We start from the raw sequence: 15,609 nt of genomic DNA on the forward strand, positions 1-15,609 counted from the left end.
AAATGACCCTGACTGACATGCACGTCAAACTGCGGCAGGCCGCGCCCGCCGATTTTCCCCTCATCCTTGACCTGCTGACGCGCTGCGGCCTGCACACCTCCAGCGTGACCCCGGAGATGAGCACCTACTGGATTGCCGAACTCGACGGTGTGCCGGGCGGCTGCATCGGCCTGGAACACGGCGCGGGGGCCTCGCTGATCCGCTCGGCGGCGGTGGTGCCGGACGCGCGGGGCCAGGGCCTGGGCCGAGCGCTTGTCGAGTCGGCCCTCACGTACGCCACCCTGCGGGGTGACCGCACCGTGTACCTCTTTTCGCAGGAGGCGGGAAGCTACTGGCGGCGCTTCGGCTTCGCGCCGGTGAGCGCCGAAGAGATCGCCGCCGCACTGCCGGACGTGCCGCAGGTAAGAAGCGGCGTTCTCAAGGGCTGGATCGCGCAGGAGCAGGCGTGGAAGCGAACGCTCCACGCGGCTGGAGAGGAGGGGGGAGGTGACTGAAGACATTGTGGCCTTGAGCGGGGCCGGGTTGCGCTATGCTGCGCGCACGCAACATCCAGCCGTGCCGGACGTCCGCGCGGGCGATCCCGGCGCGACCGAACCCGGAGGGCATACCCATGACCGATTCGAACATTCAGATTCGCCTCGCTGGTCCCCAGGACAAGGACACGGTCTGCCGCATCTTCCACGAGGCCGGGCTGGAGACCGAGGAAGCCCTCGCCCCCGGCACCACCTACTGGGTGTTGGAGCGCGGCGGACAGGCGGTGGGGGCCATCGGCCTGGAGCATGGGGACGGCGCATCCCTGCTGCGTGGCGCGGCAGTTGTGCCCTCCGCGCGGGGGCAGGGGCTGGGTCGCCGTCTGGTGATGAGCGCGGTGGAGTATGCCCAGGCCCGGGGCGACCGCGCCCTCTACATGTTCAGCAAGGGTGGCGACTGGAGCAGCTTCGGCTTTCAGCAGGTGCCCCTTGCGGTGGTGATGGGCGAGGTGCCCGGTGCTCCGCAGATCCAGGCGTACCGCGCTCGCAGCGAGCGGCCCGGCGGCACCACCTGGATGCGGCCGCTCGACCAAAAGGTCAGCCGGGCCTAGCACGGCAAAGGGAGCGCAGGCCGTGCGGCGTCGCCGCTGAATGCCGCGCGGCTCGTTCGCTCCGCGTACAGGGGGAGAGACGATGACCCTCCTCTCCCTCGATTCCATCGCTGTTCCCGACCTGCACCCGCAGGCCCCACTGTATGGGCGCAAAGCTCGGCTCTCGGACATCGGGGCCATTCACGAGCTGATCGGCTACTGGGCGGCGCGGGGCCTGATGCTGGTGCGCTCGCGGGCGCTGCTGGCCGAGACCATTCGGGACTTTCACCTCGTGATGGCAGAGGCGCACGAGGGAAAACCGGGTGGTCTGGCGGGCGTCTGCGGTCTGCACCTCCTCGCCGCCGACCTGGCGGAGGTGCGTGGCCTCGCCGTTCACCCCAACATGCAGGGGCGTGGGCTGGGCCGGCAGCTTGTCGAAGCCTGCGAGCGGGAAGCGCGGGAGATCGACCTCCCCGCTCTCTTTGCCTGGACGTACCAGCAGGGCTTTTTCGAGAAGTGCGGCTTTCACCGAATCGAAAAGACGAACCTTCACCCCAAGGTCTGGAGCGAGTGTCAGCGCTGCGCCTTCTTCGAGAACTGCAACGAGATTGCGATGTTCAAGGAGCTGTCGGCGGTCAGCGGTCCGTAGGACGTTTGGGTGCGTGATGTTCGTTCGCTTGCGATGTGGCCGAGGGCGCGTCCGTTGACGCTGGCGGTCGACCCGGTCGGCGGTTCCTTCCCCTTGGAGAAGCGGTTTGGGCTGACTTCGCCGTTGCGGGCGAAACCGAATCTCTGCTTGTGCTGGCGCGCGATTTCGGCTGTCTCCCGCCGCAAGCCGCTGCTGACCTCCTCGCTCAGACCCAGGAGATCAAGCGAATGCTGGCCGCCTTCACCGCGCGTCTCCAAACACCCTGCTAAGCTCTGTGGCTGAAAGCTGACGGCTGACCGCTGACAGCTTCCGCCATAAAACGCGTCCCGTGAGGCGCGAATGGAGGTCCCTATGATTCGGAAAGAACGCGCGATTCTGGCGCTCGAAGACGGCACGGTGTACCGCGGCTACGCCTTTGGGCACCGCGGGGAGACGGTCGGGGAGGTCGTCTTTAACACCTCCATGACCGGCTACCAGGAGATCATGACCGATCCCTCGTACAACGGGCAGATCGTGACGATCACCTACCCGCACGTGGGCAACTATGGGGTTGCGATCTACGACATGGAGAGCAACAAGCCGTACGTGCGAGGCTTTATCTCCCGTGAGTTCTCGAGCGAGTACTCCAACCACCGCGCGCAGCAGTCGCTGGAAGCCTTTATGCAGCAGTACGGCGTGGTGAGCATTCAGGGCATCGACACCCGGGCGCTGGTGCGCCGCCTGCGCACGGGCGGCGTGGTGAAGGGTGTGATCGCCCACCGCTCCTACACGCACCCCGAAGACCCCTACGGCGAGTTCACGCCCGCCGAGGAACAGGTGTATGTTCAGCGCGCTCGCGACCATCAGGACATCGATGGGCACGACATGACCCGCGAGGTCACCACGCCGCTGCCCTATGCCTTCCCGACCCTGCGCCACGGCAAGCGCGTGGTGCTGATGGACTTTGGAATCAAGCACACCATCATCGAGCGGCTGGCAGAAGTGGGCATCGAGCCCATCGTGGTTCCGGCACACACCACCCCGGCGCAGATCATGGCCCTTCAGCCCCACGGCCTCTTTCTGTCGAACGGCCCGGGTGATCCCGCCCCGCTGGAGTACGCGCACAAGACAGCCTGGGAACTGATGGGGCTGCTGCCCACCTTCGGCATCTGCCTGGGTCACCAGATTCTGGGCCTGGCGGCGGGCGGGCGCACCTTTAAGATGAAGTTCGGGCACCGCGGAGGCAACCAGCCGGTCAAGAACCTGCTCACCGGTAATGTGGAGATCACCTCACAGAACCACGGCTACGCGGTGGATATCGATTCCATCCCGAACGGGGCGTTTGTGGCCACCCACGTCAACCTCAATGACGGCACGCTGGAAGGCATGGCCCACAGCCGCTACCCGGTCTTCTCGGTGCAGTACCACCCGGAAGCGTCCCCAGGGCCGCACGACAGCCGCTACCTCTTTGACCGCTTCATCGAGGAGATTGACGCCTTTGAGGGCGCGAACGGTTCGCCGGTGCTCAAGGCCTCGGCGGGACGGTTGGGGGTGTAGGAAGCTTTCAGCGGTCAGCGAGAGAGGGTGAACGCCAATTCAGGTGTTCGCCCTCTTGCTGACCGCTTGAGCGTTCCTTGAGCCGAAAGGGCCTTCCCTGCCCGGCGCGGAAGACTGAAGGGAACCCATGAGTGACCCTGTTCCCCTCTTCGGCCCGCCCCCGTTCACCTCCCCGGCGACTGGGACGAGGTGCTGCGGGGCGAGACGAGCAAGCCCTACTTCCGCGACCTGTGGGCCTTTGTGGAGCGCGAGCGGGAAGCCGGCCCGGTGTATCCGGCGCCCGAAGACCTGTTCAGCGCGCTGCGCCTGACGCCCTATGCCCGAGTGAAGGTGCTGATCCTCGGCCAGGATCCCTACCACGGGACCACACCAGACGGAAGGGGGCAGGCGCACGGCCTGAGTTTCAGCGTGCGGCCCGGAGTGCGCGTGCCTCCCAGCCTCCAGAACATCTACCGGGAGTTGCAGGAGGATGTGGGGTTCAAGCCGCCCAGACACGGCTCTTTGGTGTCCTGGGCGCGGCAGGGCGTGCTGCTGCTCAACGCCGTGCTCACGGTCCGGCAGGGTGAGCCGAACAGCCACGCCGGGAAGGGCTGGGAAAGCTTTACCGACGCGATTTTGCGCGCCGTGAACGAGAAGCCCACCCGGGTGGTGTTCGTCTTGTGGGGCGCGTATGCCCGCAAAAAGGCCAAACTGGTGACCAACCCGCAGCACGTGGTCCTTGAGTCCGCCCATCCCAGCCCCCTCAGCGTGGCGAAATTCCGGGGAACACGGCCCTTTAGCCGAATCAACGCGGCGCTGGAGGAGGCGGGCGAGACGCCCATCGACTGGCAGCTCCCCGCCGAGCCGGAGGTGGCGTGATGGCGGGACGGACCGACCTTCTCCACGAGGAGTACCTGCGCCGCGAGGGAAATAAACCCGGCGAGTTCCGCTACTTCTGGCCGGATGGCACCGAGTACACCGACCCGGAGGGCCTGGCCCGCATCGCCTCGCTCGCGGTGCCGCCCGCCTACACGGACGTGTATGTCTCGCCCGATCCGGACGCAGAACTTCAGGCCTTTGGCCGCGACGCTGCGGGAAGGCTCCAGTACCGCTACCACCCGGACTTCGTGCAGGCGGGCGCGCTCAAAAAGTGGCAACGGCTGGCGCGCTTTGCGGGCGTGTTGCCCACCCTGCGCACGGTGACGGCAGCGGACCTGCGTCTCTCCGGCTTGCCCCGGCGCAAGGTGCTCGCCGTGATGACCCGGCTGCTGCACGTCGCGCATTTCCGCGTGGGCAGCGACGCCTATGCCCGCGCGCACAAGACCTACGGCCTCTCCACCCTGCGGCAGCGGCATGTGAAGGTCGTGGGGCAGGACATCACCTTTCGCTTTCGGGGCAAGCACGCCATCCTTCAGGAGAAGACGGTCCGGAGCCGCACCCTGGCGACCAACATCGAGCGGCTGCTCACGCTGCCTGGCCCCTGGCTCTTCCAGAGTGTGGACGAGGGCGAGCGCACCCGCGTCCGTGCTGCGGACCTCAACGCCTATCTGCGGGAGGTGATCGGCCCCTTCACCGCCAAGGACTTTCGCACCTGGGGAGGCACGCTGCTTGCCGCCGAGTTTCTGGCCGAGGCGGGCGCGCCCGAATCCGACCGCCAGGCCCGCAAGACCATCGTGGAATGCGTGAAGTTCGTCGCCACCGACCTGGGCAACACGCCTGCCGTCACGCGGGGCAGCTACATCTGCCCGGTGATCTTCGACCGCTACCAGGAAGGCAAGGTGCTCGACGACTACGAACCGCGCGCGGGCCGTGAGGAGCCGGAGCTGGAGGGCCTCAGCCGCAGCGAGGCCGCGCTGAAGCGGATGCTGGAGAGTGAAAAGGCGCTGCGGACACGCCGAACACGAAAAAAGGAGAAAGAGGCGGCCTGAGACCAACTGGCTTTGCCTCTCCCGCTGGTCGGGGTTGTCTGCGGTCCACCGCAATGGGGTGGGCCGGCCAAAGCGTGCAGCTCTGGTCACCCCGCGCTGAGCTTTACCGCCGCACCAGATCCCGCCCCACCTGGCTCAGGTTCTGCTTGCCGCACAGCGCCAGGGCCAGCCGCACCTCTCCTTCCAGCAGGTCGAGGGTGCGGCGCACGCCCGCCTCACCGCCCGCGGCCAGCCCCCACAGCGCCGCGCGGCCCAGGAAGACGCAGCGGGCCCCGAGGGCAAGCGCCTTGAGCACGTCTGTTCCGCGCGTTACGCCGCCGTCGAGGTAGACTTCCACCTGGTCCCCCACCGCGTCGACCACCTCCGGCAGCGCCTCGATGCTGCTCACGGCGGTATCCAGCTGCCGTCCCCCGTGGTTGCTGACCCAGACGTGACAGCCGTGGTGGGCGGCGAGCAGAGCGTCCTCTGCGGTCAGAATGCCCTTCAGCACGATGGGCAGGGCGGTGAGCCCGCGCAGCCAGGCGAGGTCTTTCCAGCGGACACTCGGGTCAACCAGGCCCTGGAAATAGTTCACCGAAATGCTCCGGGGAAGCCCCGCCCTTTAGGGCTGGGGAGGAACCGGAGCGCCGCGAAGCGGCCTAGGTTTTCACCAGCTCGCATGTTAAACCCTTTCTGTGAAGTTGACGCTGACCGCCAAGCTCAAGCTGAACCACACCAGGGAGCAGAAAGCCGCCCTGGACGCGGTGACGTTGAGCTATCGGGACGCGCTGAACTACACGTCGCAAGTGGCCTTTGAGATGGGCAAAAGCTCCAATCAGGCCAAGATTCAGAAGGAGGTGTACGCCACCCTCCGGGAGCGGTTCGGGTTGGGCGCTCAGATGGCCTGCTCTGTCCCGCGCGCCGTTGGGGCGGCGTACAAGACCCTCTGGACGCGGGCGAAGCAAGCGAAGGCCGCACGGGAGCGCAACCCCAAAGCCCGCGGGTATAAGGGTCTCGACGCGCCGCCAAAGTTCGTCTCTCGCACCCTCAGCTACCAGTACGGGCGCGACTACTCGTTCAAGAGCGGCCAACGGGTGAGCATTTCCACGCTGCAAGGCCGCTTGGTGCTTTCCTACGAGGGGTACGCCAAGCACCTGGAATACATCGCACAAGGTGCTGAAGTCGGTGCGGGCAAGCTCTGGTACGACAAGCGCAAGAAGCAATACTTCTTGCTTGTCCCGCTGAGTATCGAACTCTCCGACCCGGAGCCTTCCACCCATAAGCAGGTGGTGGGCGTGGACGTGGGGATGCGGTATTTCGCCGTGGCAAGCAGCACCTCCAATCAAGCCTTCTTCAAATCGGGCAAGGAGACGCTTCGCCAAGCGGAGCGGTACGCGAAAGCCCGCAAGTCGCTTCAGCAAAAAGGCACCCGTTCCGCCGTGCGCCGTCTTGTGGCGCTGTCGGGCCGGGAAAGACGGTTTATTGCTGATACCAACCACTCGCTTTCCGCCCAAATCCTTCGTTCCTTCCCCCAGGCTTTGATCGGCATCGAGGAACTGACCGGAGCGCGTGAACGCACCGAACGGCGCAGCCGGAAGGGCAGTTCCGAGAAGCAGAGGAAGGCGAACCGCCGCCGTGCGCGCTGGAGTTACGCCGAGTTGCTGGGCTTTCTGGCGTACAAAGCGCCGATTGTCGGGAGCGTGGTGGTGAAGGTGGACGCGCACTACACCTCGCAAACCTGCCCCCAATGCGGCCATTGCTCTCAGGGCAACCGGCCTCAAAAGGGACTGATGTTCGTCTGCGAGAGTTGCGGGTATTCGTTGCATGCCGACCTGGTGGGGGCAAGGAACGTGGGACTCAGGGCATTGCTGGTCCGGCAAGACTGGGCCAGCACGGGGTGTTTGTCATGCACCCCCAGTCGCCCCGAAAGCGCAGACCCGCACGCTGGGTCTGCTGGGCGAGATGTGTCGGACGCTGAAACCAAAGCCGCACGCCTGCAAAGGTACTCGGAGTTGCGGTGGAGTCCAGACACAAGCCCCCGCCTTGAGGCGTGGGGTCATGACGAGCTGCGATCCCGACGCGGATTCCAGGGCCGTGAGTTGCTCGCGGCTTCCGGCGTTCGGCACGCTCAGGTGCGGCGGCAGGGCGAAGCGGTGGCGTTCGTTGGGCTCGCGGCGGCCCACAAAGGGCGTGTCCACCGTCAGGACAAGGGCCCGCGCTCCTGCCGCCTCGGCCCGGCGAATGATGTCTGCACTCGCCTCACGGTCGGTGTAGAGGTAGAGCTGAAACCAGAACCGCCCGGGGGCAGCTGCCGCCACCGCCTCGATGGGCGTGTTGCTGAAGGTCGAGAGCGTCAGGAGGCTGCCCTTTGAAGCCGCCGCCCGCGCGGTGCCGAGTTCGGCGTCCGGGTGGGCGAGGCCGTGAAAGGCGCTTGGCGCGATGCCCACCGGGAAACTCAGGGGTAGGCCCAGCACCTCCGTCCGGGTGTCTACGTCCGAGACGTCCACCAGCACGCGGGGGCGCAGGCGCAGGCGGCGAAAGCCCGCGCGGTTTTCCTGCAGCGTCACCTCGTCGTTTGCCCCGCTGGCGTAGTACTCCAGCGCGCCCTGGTCCAGGCGGCTTTTTCCGATGGCCTCGAGGTCTGCGAGGTTCACCGTGCCGTCAAGCTCCGGCAGGTTGGTGGTCATGCGTCAGGGTAACAGGCCGGGAGAAGACGAGCGCCTGAGCTTCCAATCCCCGATCTTTCCCCTGCTACCCTCTCCCCATGACGGCTCCAGACACCGCGGTTCGGCACAAGCTCACGGCGCTCGCGGCAGCACTGCGGCACTTCCACTCGGCGCTGCTTGATTTCGCGCGGGGCGAGTACGAGTTCCTGCACGGCCCGGTCAAGGGACCTTTTGCGCTGTACTCCCTGGTGGTCAATGATCCCGCCTTCCAGTGGCTGCGGCCCCTCTCAGGGCTGATGGCGACCCTGGATGAGGTGCTGGACGCCAAAGAGACCACCCTCACCGAGCGGAATGTACAGGACGTGCGGCAGGCGCTGGGGCTGCTGTTTGCTGGCTCCGACACCCGCTTCGCCGAGTTCCGCGCCGGGTATGCCCGTGCACAGGGTGATCCCCGCGTGCGCGAGACAGAAGCCCGCTGGCGCGCGACGCTGGACAGCCTGGAGGCTTGAGCGCCGTGAAGCTGGTTGTGGGCCTGGGCAATCCGGGCAGTTCGTACGCGCGGACCCGGCACAACGTGGGCTGGCTCGTCGTGGACGAGGTGGCCCGCCGCTGGGGAGCGGTGTGGCGCCGGGAAAAGGACGCGGAGGTCGCGGAGGTGCGCGTCGGCCCTGCGCCGGGCGCGAGGGTGCTGCTGGTAAAGCCGCAGACCTTTATGAATGCCTCCGGCCAGGCGGTCGCGCCCCTCTACGCCTTTTACAAGCTGGACCCAGCGTCCCTGCTCGTTGTGCAAGACGACCTCGATAGCCCCTTCGGCTTGCTGAAGCTGCGGCTGGGCGGACGGCACGGCGGGCAAAACGGGGTGCGTGACCTCATCCGCGTCCTGGGCACCCAGGAGTTTCCCCGCCTGAAGATCGGCATCTCGCGGCCCCCGGCGGGCTGGAATCCCGCCGACTGGGTGCTGAGCCGCTGGCGCGACGAGGAGGCCGGAACACTGGCAGAACTGGTGCGCCGGGGAGCCGACGCGGTAGAGGTCTGGGCCACAGCGGGGCTGGCGGAGGCGCAGGGCCGCTTCAACGGGACCGACCTGCGGCCTCCTCCTTCTTCGGGGGGGGACGAGCCGCCCGATCAGCCCGCCGCGGCGTATGCTGAGCCGCGTGACCACAACTGAACTGCGGCTGGAGCTTCTTTGGCAGCTTTCGAACCTCAACGGGGTGCCCGGCAACGAGGATGCCGTGCGCGACTTTGTGCTGCGCGAACTGGAGGGCCTGGCCGACGAGGTGCATGTCGACGCGCTGGGCAACGTGATCGCGCTGCGCTACGGCCAGGGCGAAGGCAAACGCGAGCGCGTCATGCTCAGCGCCCACATGGACGAGATTGGCTTTCTGGTGAGCTTCATCGACGACCGGGGCTTCCTGCGGGTGCAGGCGTTGGGCGGCTTCGATCCCCGGAATCTCTTTGCGCGGAACGTGACCGTGCAGACGCGCGGCGGCCCACTGCCGGGCGTGCTGACGCCGGGGGGACGTCCCGTTCACCTCGCCACGCCCGAAGACCGTAAGAAGGTACCCGAGCTCAAGGAGTTCTTCGTGGACCTGGGCCTCCCGGCCGACGAGGTGCGAAGCCGAGTGCGGGTGGGCGATATGGTCACCCTGGACCAGAAGGCCCGGCAGGTGGGTCGGCTGACCGTCGGTAAGGCGATGGACGACCGGGCCAGCGTGTTTCTGGGACTGGAGGTGCTGCGCCACTTCCGTGAGGCCCGTCCCCGGCATGACGTGGTCGCGGTCTTCAGCGTGCAGGAGGAGGTGGGCCTGCGCGGCGCCACCGTCGCGGCGTACGGTGCCGCGCCCACGCTGGGCATCGGCTTGGACGTGACCCTGGCGGTGGACACGCCGGGCGTCGGCCCGGAGGAGGCGGTCACGCGGGTGGGCGGGGGGATCGGCATCAAGGTGTTCGATTCCTCCATGATCTCGACCCGCTGGCTGGTGGACGAACTGGTGGACCTCGCCGAGCGCGAGGGCATCCCGTACCAACTGGAGGTGCTGCCGCTGGGCGGCACAGACGGCGCGGCGATCCAGCGCACGCGTTCGGGCGTGCCCAGCGTCACCCTCAGCGTGCCCACCCGCTACATTCACACGGTGGTCGAGGCCGTCCACGAGGACGACCTGCGGGCAGGGGTAGACCTGCTCGTCGCGTACCTGCGCTGAGGTCGGACCGGCTGGCTTTGCGCGGGCAGGCGCGTCCTCGAGGACGTATGGAACTGCTGTCCGGTTTGCTGTCCTCGCTGGGCCTGTCGGGCGTGCTGCGGCTCGCCTCCCGCCTGTGGGGAAGGGTGCGGGGTCGCCGAGCGGTTGAGCAAAGCATGTCTGTGAGGAGGGGAGAGGCGGCGCAGCCCTCCCCTTCCTCTGTGCCTTCTTGCTGGATGTCGTCCCTTTCCTGCACAAGACGCACGTTGTAGTGTCCGAGGTGGGGAAAGCCTCGAGAAAGTCTGCAATTTGTCCAGAGGATTATGGACAAATTGCAAGTTTTGCGTTGACATCCCGCAGCTTTCCCTGCACACTGCCTCCATGCAGGGCTCGGTGGCCTGCAACTTGAACGGGAAAAAGGAGACGCCATGAAGCTGATCACGGCCGTCGTGCGCCCCGAGCGGGTGCAGCAGGTGAAAGAAGCCCTCTTCCAAGCGGGCATCAGTGGTCTTACGCTCAGCCGCGTGTCGGGACACGGGGGAGAACAGGAGGTGGTGGAGTACTACCGGGGCACCCGGGTGATGGTGGAGTTCCGCGACAAGGTGGAATTCCGTATGGCCGTCTCGGAACCCTTTGTGCAGCCCGCCATCGACGCGATCCTGCGTGGGGCGAGGACCGGGGAGGTGGGTGACGGCAAGATCTTTATCCAGCCCCTGGAACGGGTGGTCCGCATTCGCACCGGCGAGGAGGATCACGCCGCCCTCACACCCGTCACCGAGACGAAGCTCACGCCCGGCCTGCCGGGTTCGCGGAGGGCCTGACGATGCAGAGGTGCTTTCCCCTCATCCTGCTGCTGGGCGGCGTGGCCCTCGCCCAGAACTCCCAAGCTGCGCTCAGCAGCGGTGACACCGCCTGGATGCTCATCTCCGCCGCGCTCGTGATGCTGATGACGCCCGGCCTGGCCTTTTTCTACGGTGGCCTCACACGTGCCCGCAGCGTCCTGAACACCATGCTGATGAGCTTTGCGAGCATGGGCCTCGTCGGCCTTCTCTGGATGGGCCTGGGGTATACCCTCGCCTTTGGTCCGGGGGGGAACGCGTTCGTCGGCGGGCTGTCTCACCTCGGGCTAGAGGGCCTGCAAGGCAGCGTGACCGGCACCATTCCCACCCTCGTCTTTGCCGCGTTTCAGGCGATGTTCGCCATCATCGCGCTGGCCCTGATCAGCGGTGCGGTTGTGGAGCGGATGCGCTTCGGTGCGTTTCTGCTCTTCGGCGGTCTATGGAGCCTGTTGATCTACTCGCCCCTGGCGCACTGGGTGTGGAGCCCCGACGGCTGGCTCTTCAAGGACGGCGCGCTGGACTTCGCGGGCGGCACGGTGATTCATATCTCGGCAGGCGTGAGCGCGCTTGTGGCTGCGTTTCTGGTCGGGCCGCGGCTCGGCTACCCTAGGGCGGCGCACGTTCCGCACAACGTGCCCTTCGTGCTGTTGGGCGCGGGCCTGCTGTGGTTTGGCTGGCTGGGCTTTAATGCGGGTTCGGCCCTCGCCGCGAATGGGACGGCGGCCCTGGCCTTGATCACCACCCTGGTCGCGCCCGCCGCCGCGCTGCTCACCTGGTTGGGCTGGGAGAGTCTGCGGGGCGGCAAGCCCACCGCCGTGGGTGCCGCGACCGGCCTGGTCGTCGGTCTGGTCGCCATCACGCCCGCCTGTGCCTTTGTGTCCCCTTGGGCAGCGGTCATCGTCGGCGTGTTGGGGGCGACCGCGAGCTTCTGGACCGTGCAGGCCAAACGCGCCCTGCGGGCCGATGACGCGCTTGACGTGTTTGCCTGCCACGGGGTCGCGGGTATCGTTGGCGCGCTGCTGACTGGAGCTTTGGCCTGGACGACGGCCCAGGGCAAACCCCTCCCTGAACAGCTGCTGACCCAGCTGGTCAGCGTCGTGGCGGCGGTCGCCTTTGCGGGCCTGGGCTCCTTTGTGCTGCTGAAACTGGTCAATCTGCTGCTGCCGCTGCGCATTCCCGCCGCTCAGGAGATCAGCGGCATCGACGTCAGTGCCCACAGCGAGCAGGGCTACAGCGAGAACGAGACCGGCCTGGGCACGCCGGTGCTGGTGGGGGGCGACTAGGCAGGCGCCCCGTCCTCGCAAGCGTCCCGCTCCTGGCAGGAATCCAGGAGCGGGACGCTTGCCCTCCCGAGCATGAATGAAGCGTGTGTTAGGATGCTGCACGAGTCTGACGCATACCAACAAAGGGTCGGGCCACCACAGCAGCTCACAGCACCCAGAAGATCCCTCGCCCGCATGGACGGGGCTTTTCCTACGGGTGCCCTGAGTCACGAAGGGGCTGTGTTATGGGAAAGAAAGGAGGAGGGATTTTGGACGTCTCAAGTCGAGTGTTGAGTGAACTGGCGAGCCGTGAGGCGGCGCTGGACGCGCAGATTGAGGCGGCCCGCGAGCAGGCCAGGCGGGAAGTCGAGGCTGCCGAGGCCGAGGCGGCCCGTATCCTGGCGCAGGCGCAGGCACAGGCACAGGCGATGCAGGCCGAGAGTGACGCGCAGCTCGAAGCCGAAACCCAGCGCATCCGCCAGGAGGCCCGTGCTCGGGCCGAGCAGGAGGCGCAGGCCACCCAGGCCCGCGCGCAAAGCCGGGTGCAGCAGGCTGCCGAGTACATCCTGAGGGCGGTGCTGCCGTGATTAACCCCATGCAGCAGGTCGTGATCGCCGTGCGCAAACGCGACAGCGAGGCTGTGATCACGGCGCTGCAAGATGCCGGGGTGCTGCACCTCAAGCCCATCGTGGGCGGCCCCCTCTCGACCGGCTCGCTGTCCGGGCAGGATGCCCAGTCCCGCCGCGAGGACGAGCGGCTTCTGGCTCGGGCCGAAAGCACCATTGCTGAACTCGGGGCCTACCGTCCCGCCCCCGCGCCCCTTCCGCCGCAGAGCCAGTGGGAGCAGGTGGTGGAGGACGCGGCCTCGCCGGTTTCGACCCTGGCCCGTCAGCGTCAGGAACTTCAGGCGGACCTGGAGACCGAGGCGGCCTATGGGGACGCCGTGCGGGCGCTGGCACGCCTGGCGGGGGGACTGGACCGCAGCCGCCGCCTGACGGTGGTGCCCTTTTTGCTGCAGCCCACCGACACCCTGGCTGAACTGGAGGCCGCGCTGCGGAACGCGCTTCCCGAGCGCTACGCGCTGGCGACCGAAGCCGTGGGAACCAACCGCGTTGGCCTGATCGCCGTCTTGCGCAGCGACCGGGAGGCCGCTCGTGCGGCACTTGCCCGCGCCCGCCTGGGCGAGCTGCGTTTGCCGGGCCGCTTTGACGGCCTGCCCCTCTCCGAGGCGGCGGCTGAACTCGAGCGTATCCGTCAGAGCGGGCCGGAGCGGCAGCGGCAGCTCAACGAGCAGCGCGATCAGCTGGCCCGCGCGCACGGTCCGGCCCTGTATGCGGTGCGTGACGCTCTCAAGGACCGCGTCGCGATTCACGACGTGCGTGCGGTGTCTGCCCGCGGCAAGTACAGCCTCGCCCTGCAGGGCTACGTCCCGGTAGACCGCGTGCCCACGCTGAAAGCGGCGCTTGACCGCTTCGGCGACGCCGTCGTCTACGAACTGCACCCCGTCGACGAGCACCACGACGAGGCCGTGCCGGTGCAGCTCAAGAACAACAGCTACGTGCGGCCCTTCCAAGTCGTGATGGGGCTGATGAGCCTCCCCAAGTACGGCACCTTTGATCCTACCTGGGTGATCGCGGTGTTCTTCCCCCTCTTCTTCGGGATCATCATCGCGGACATCGGGTACGGGCTACTGTTCCTGCTGTTTGGCCTGTGGCTGTTGGGCAAGGCCCGGCGGGGCGAGGGCTGGGACCTCAGCTTCTTCGGCGCGTACGTGCCGCCCGCTACCCTGCGCGACCTGGGCTTTGTCACGAATGTGATGGCCGCCTGGAGCATCGTGTGGGGCTTCCTGACCGGCGAGTTCTTCGGCACCCTGCTGGAACACCTACACGTCTTTTACGTCAACCCGGAACTGCTCAACAGCCTGTGGGGCTGGACGGGTGCCCGCTACGTGGCGGAAGGGGAAGCGCACAGCGGTCTGATTCCGATCCTGTTCCCCCGCCTGGAAACGAGCTACTTCAGCAACATCGCGCTCGTGTTCTCGCTGCTCTTTGGCATTCTCCAGGTCCTGTGGGGCTGGGGCATCCGCATTCAGCAGGGCCTCAAGCACCGTGACGCTGTCCACACCTGGGAAGGCGTCGCCCTTTTCGGCGGCGTGTTCGCCCTGATCATGATGGCGTTTGCCACCCGCGCCGGGCAGGACTTCGGCCAGTTCACCAACTTCGCCAACCCGCTGATCCTGCTGATGTACCTGGGCTTTGCGGCCTTTATCGTCGGGTACCTGCGTGTCTTCAGCACATTCCCCATGCTGCCCATCGAACTGCTCTCGCAGGGCGGGGCCGTCATGAGCTATTCCCGTATCTTCGCCGTCGGCCTGGTGTCGGCCATCCTGGCCCGCCTCTGCACCGACCTGGGCTGGAGTCTTTTCGAGCGCATCGGTTTCCTCGGCATCATCCTGGGCATTCTGGTCGGGGCGCTGCTGCACTTCCTGGTGCTTGCGCTGACCCTGATCGGTCACATCGTCCAGCCGCTGCGTCTGCACATGGTCGAGTTCCTCAACCCGACCGGCTTCAACGCCGAGACCAGCCCGGCCTACAACCCCCTTCGCCGCCTCAGCCCCGTGAGTGGGCAGGGTAAATAACTTCAAGGAGTGTTCCCCATGACCAAGTACCACAAGATCGTCCTCGCGTCCCTCGTTCTCGCCCTCGCGACCAGCGGTCTCGCCCAGGAAACGGCCGGCGCTGAGGCCGCGACCGATGAGCTGTACCGCGGCCTTCGTGCGGTTGGCGCGGGCCTCGCCCTTGGCCTTGGCGCGCTGGGCACCGGTGTGGCGCAGGCCCGCATCGGCTCCAGCCTGGTGGGCGCGGTCGCCGAAGACCCCAGCAAGGCCGGTAGCCTGCTGCTGTACTTCCTGATTCCGGAAACGCTCGTGATCTTCGGCTTCCTCGCGCTGTTCATCCTGGCCTGATATGGCGCTCGACAAGCTTCTCGAACAAGAGGCACAGGCCGAGATCGAGCGCATCCGCGCCGAGGCCCGTGACCGCGTCCAGCAGATCCTGACGGGGGCCCGCGAACGCGCGCAAGCCCTCCTCGAAAGCCGCGCCCGCGCCTTGGAGGCGCAGCGGCAGGCCGGGCTGGTGCGTGCCCGCTCCGCCGCCGACCTCGAACTCAGCGCCGCGCGGCTGACGGCCAGCGAGCAGGGCATGCGCGAGGTGTACGGGCTTGTTGAGGGGCACCTGCGCGACATCACCCGCCTGCCCGAGTACCGCGAGATTCTCAGCCGCCTGCTGGCCGAGGCCCGTCAGGCCGTTCCCGATGCGGAAGCCGTCGAGGTGAATCCTGCCGAGGTGGCGCTGGCCCGCGAGGTGGTTACCGACCTGCCCGTTCGCGAGAACCCCGCCATTGTGGGCGGCGTGCGCGTGGTCGCGCGCGGTGGCAAGAGCGGCATCACCAACACGCTGGCAGGGCGCCTGGAACGGCTGCGGAGCGAGCTCGCGCCGCAGGTCAGCCGCATCCTCAGCGAGTAAGGTAAGG

General features: G+C 67.0%; 17 protein-coding genes and 1 pseudogene. 16 read left to right on the forward strand and 2 right to left on the reverse strand.

The window, feature by feature from the left end; genetic code table 11:
• Window positions 1-2 precede the first annotated feature (2 nt).
• From EI73_RS10905 to EI73_RS10930, 6 genes are all read left to right on the forward strand, one after another.
• Window positions 3-494 (forward strand): GNAT family N-acetyltransferase, encoded by a 492-nt coding sequence (locus tag EI73_RS10905; protein ID WP_034386696.1) that lies wholly within the window; start codon window positions 3-5, stop codon window positions 492-494.
• A 116-nt stretch (window positions 495-610) separates the two neighbouring features.
• Window positions 611-1,081 carry a GNAT family N-acetyltransferase gene (locus EI73_RS10910; RefSeq protein ID WP_034386699.1) on the forward strand — a complete coding sequence of 157 codons (471 nt, stop codon included), beginning with the start codon at window positions 611-613 and terminating at the stop codon, window positions 1,079-1,081.
• An 82-nt stretch (window positions 1,082-1,163) separates the two neighbouring features.
• A complete protein-coding gene (locus EI73_RS10915; RefSeq protein ID WP_034386701.1) occupies window positions 1,164-1,709 on the forward strand; it encodes an N-acetyltransferase in 546 nt (181 codons plus the stop codon).
• Window positions 1,710-2,060: 351 nt separating this feature from the next.
• On the forward strand, window positions 2,061-3,245 hold the full coding sequence (gene carA / locus EI73_RS10920) for a glutamine-hydrolyzing carbamoyl-phosphate synthase small subunit (protein ID WP_034386703.1): 1,185 nt from the start codon (window positions 2,061-2,063) through the stop codon (window positions 3,243-3,245).
• A 189-nt stretch (window positions 3,246-3,434) separates the two neighbouring features.
• Window positions 3,435-4,103, forward strand: a complete 669-nt coding sequence (locus EI73_RS10925; protein WP_034386704.1) for a uracil-DNA glycosylase — start codon at window positions 3,435-3,437, stop codon at window positions 4,101-4,103.
• On the forward strand, window positions 4,103-5,152 hold the full coding sequence (locus EI73_RS10930; protein ID WP_034386705.1) for a DNA topoisomerase IB: 1,050 nt from the start codon (window positions 4,103-4,105) through the stop codon (window positions 5,150-5,152). Before EI73_RS10925 ends, EI73_RS10930 begins: the two co-directional genes overlap by 1 nt.
• Window positions 5,153-5,255: 103 nt before the next feature.
• Here the strand turns inward: EI73_RS10930 and EI73_RS10935 are convergent, their stop codons facing one another.
• A complete protein-coding gene (locus tag EI73_RS10935) occupies window positions 5,256-5,726 on the reverse strand; it encodes an alpha-hydroxy acid oxidase (RefSeq protein WP_369699462.1) in 471 nt (156 codons plus the stop codon).
• Window positions 5,727-5,826: 100 nt separating this feature from the next.
• Between EI73_RS10935 and EI73_RS15960 the strand changes: the two are divergent.
• A pseudogene (locus EI73_RS15960) lies at window positions 5,827-6,975 on the forward strand (RNA-guided endonuclease InsQ/TnpB family protein); the annotation flags it as partial.
• 60 nt (window positions 6,976-7,035) lie between these two features.
• Here the strand turns inward: EI73_RS15960 and EI73_RS10940 are convergent.
• Window positions 7,036-7,818 (reverse strand): alpha-hydroxy acid oxidase, encoded by a 783-nt coding sequence (locus EI73_RS10940; protein ID WP_231557320.1) that lies wholly within the window; start codon window positions 7,816-7,818, stop codon window positions 7,036-7,038.
• A 77-nt stretch (window positions 7,819-7,895) separates the two neighbouring features.
• Between EI73_RS10940 and EI73_RS10945 the strand changes: the two genes are divergently transcribed.
• The 9 genes from EI73_RS10945 (at window position 7,896) to EI73_RS10985 (ending at window position 15,602) form a co-directional block, all read left to right on the forward strand.
• Window positions 7,896-8,306, forward strand: a complete 411-nt coding sequence (locus EI73_RS10945; protein ID WP_034386708.1) for a hypothetical protein — start codon at window positions 7,896-7,898, stop codon at window positions 8,304-8,306.
• Window positions 8,307-8,311: 5 nt separating this feature from the next.
• The gene (pth, locus tag EI73_RS10950; RefSeq protein WP_034388136.1) at window positions 8,312-8,965 is read left to right on the forward strand and encodes an aminoacyl-tRNA hydrolase; all 654 of its coding nucleotides are present in this window, start codon (window positions 8,312-8,314) and stop codon (window positions 8,963-8,965) included.
• Entirely contained in the window at window positions 8,952-9,998 is a 1,047-nt protein-coding gene (locus tag EI73_RS10955; RefSeq protein ID WP_231557321.1) for a M42 family metallopeptidase, read from the forward strand. Before pth ends, EI73_RS10955 begins: the two co-directional genes overlap by 14 nt.
• A 407-nt stretch (window positions 9,999-10,405) precedes the next feature.
• Window positions 10,406-10,798, forward strand: coding sequence for a P-II family nitrogen regulator (locus tag EI73_RS10960; protein ID WP_051935495.1), 393 nt, complete (start codon window positions 10,406-10,408; stop codon window positions 10,796-10,798).
• Between the two features lie 2 nt (window positions 10,799-10,800).
• Complete coding sequence (locus tag EI73_RS10965; RefSeq protein WP_034386710.1) at window positions 10,801-12,099, forward strand: ammonium transporter; 1,299 nt, start codon at window positions 10,801-10,803, stop codon at window positions 12,097-12,099.
• 248 nt (window positions 12,100-12,347) lie between these two features.
• A complete protein-coding gene (locus tag EI73_RS10970; RefSeq protein ID WP_034386712.1) occupies window positions 12,348-12,665 on the forward strand; it encodes a V-type ATPase subunit subunit G family protein in 318 nt (105 codons plus the stop codon).
• Window positions 12,662-14,716: a V-type ATP synthase subunit I gene (locus EI73_RS10975; protein WP_081909012.1), complete on the forward strand. Its 2,055-nt coding sequence runs from the start codon at window positions 12,662-12,664 to the stop codon at window positions 14,714-14,716. Before EI73_RS10970 ends, EI73_RS10975 begins: the two co-directional genes overlap by 4 nt.
• 18 nt (window positions 14,717-14,734) lie before the next feature.
• Window positions 14,735-15,043 (forward strand): ATP synthase subunit K, encoded by a 309-nt coding sequence (locus tag EI73_RS10980; protein WP_034386714.1) that lies wholly within the window; start codon window positions 14,735-14,737, stop codon window positions 15,041-15,043.
• Window position 15,044: 1 nt separating this feature from the next.
• Complete coding sequence (locus EI73_RS10985) at window positions 15,045-15,602, forward strand: V-type ATP synthase subunit E (protein WP_034386715.1); 558 nt, start codon at window positions 15,045-15,047, stop codon at window positions 15,600-15,602.
• Window positions 15,603-15,609: the final 7 nt, after the last annotated feature.

The sequence above is a fragment of the Deinococcus sp. YIM 77859 genome (genome assembly GCF_000745175.1).
Classification (GTDB): Bacteria; Deinococcota; Deinococci; order Deinococcales; family Deinococcaceae; genus Deinococcus.

Excerpts from the sequence above, each read along its gene's own strand:
- EI73_RS10905 (WP_034386696.1), top strand. The coding sequence starts at position 3 with ATGACCCTGACTGACATGCACGTCAAACTGCGGCAGGCCGCGCCCGCC.
- EI73_RS10910 (WP_034386699.1), top strand. The coding sequence starts at position 611 with ATGACCGATTCGAACATTCAGATTCGCCTCGCTGGTCCCCAGGACAAG.
- EI73_RS10915 (WP_034386701.1), top strand. The coding sequence starts at position 1,164 with ATGACCCTCCTCTCCCTCGATTCCATCGCTGTTCCCGACCTGCACCCG.
- carA (WP_034386703.1), top strand. The coding sequence starts at position 2,061 with ATGATTCGGAAAGAACGCGCGATTCTGGCGCTCGAAGACGGCACGGTG.
- EI73_RS10930 (WP_034386705.1), top strand. The coding sequence starts at position 4,103 with ATGGCGGGACGGACCGACCTTCTCCACGAGGAGTACCTGCGCCGCGAG.
- EI73_RS10940 (WP_231557320.1), bottom strand. The coding sequence starts at position 7,818 with ATGACCACCAACCTGCCGGAGCTTGACGGCACGGTGAACCTCGCAGAC.
- EI73_RS10945 (WP_034386708.1), top strand. The coding sequence starts at position 7,896 with ATGACGGCTCCAGACACCGCGGTTCGGCACAAGCTCACGGCGCTCGCG.
- EI73_RS10960 (WP_051935495.1), top strand. The coding sequence starts at position 10,406 with ATGAAGCTGATCACGGCCGTCGTGCGCCCCGAGCGGGTGCAGCAGGTG.
- EI73_RS10965 (WP_034386710.1), top strand. The coding sequence starts at position 10,801 with ATGCAGAGGTGCTTTCCCCTCATCCTGCTGCTGGGCGGCGTGGCCCTC.
- EI73_RS10980 (WP_034386714.1), top strand. The coding sequence starts at position 14,735 with ATGACCAAGTACCACAAGATCGTCCTCGCGTCCCTCGTTCTCGCCCTC.
- EI73_RS10985 (WP_034386715.1), top strand. The coding sequence starts at position 15,045 with ATGGCGCTCGACAAGCTTCTCGAACAAGAGGCACAGGCCGAGATCGAG.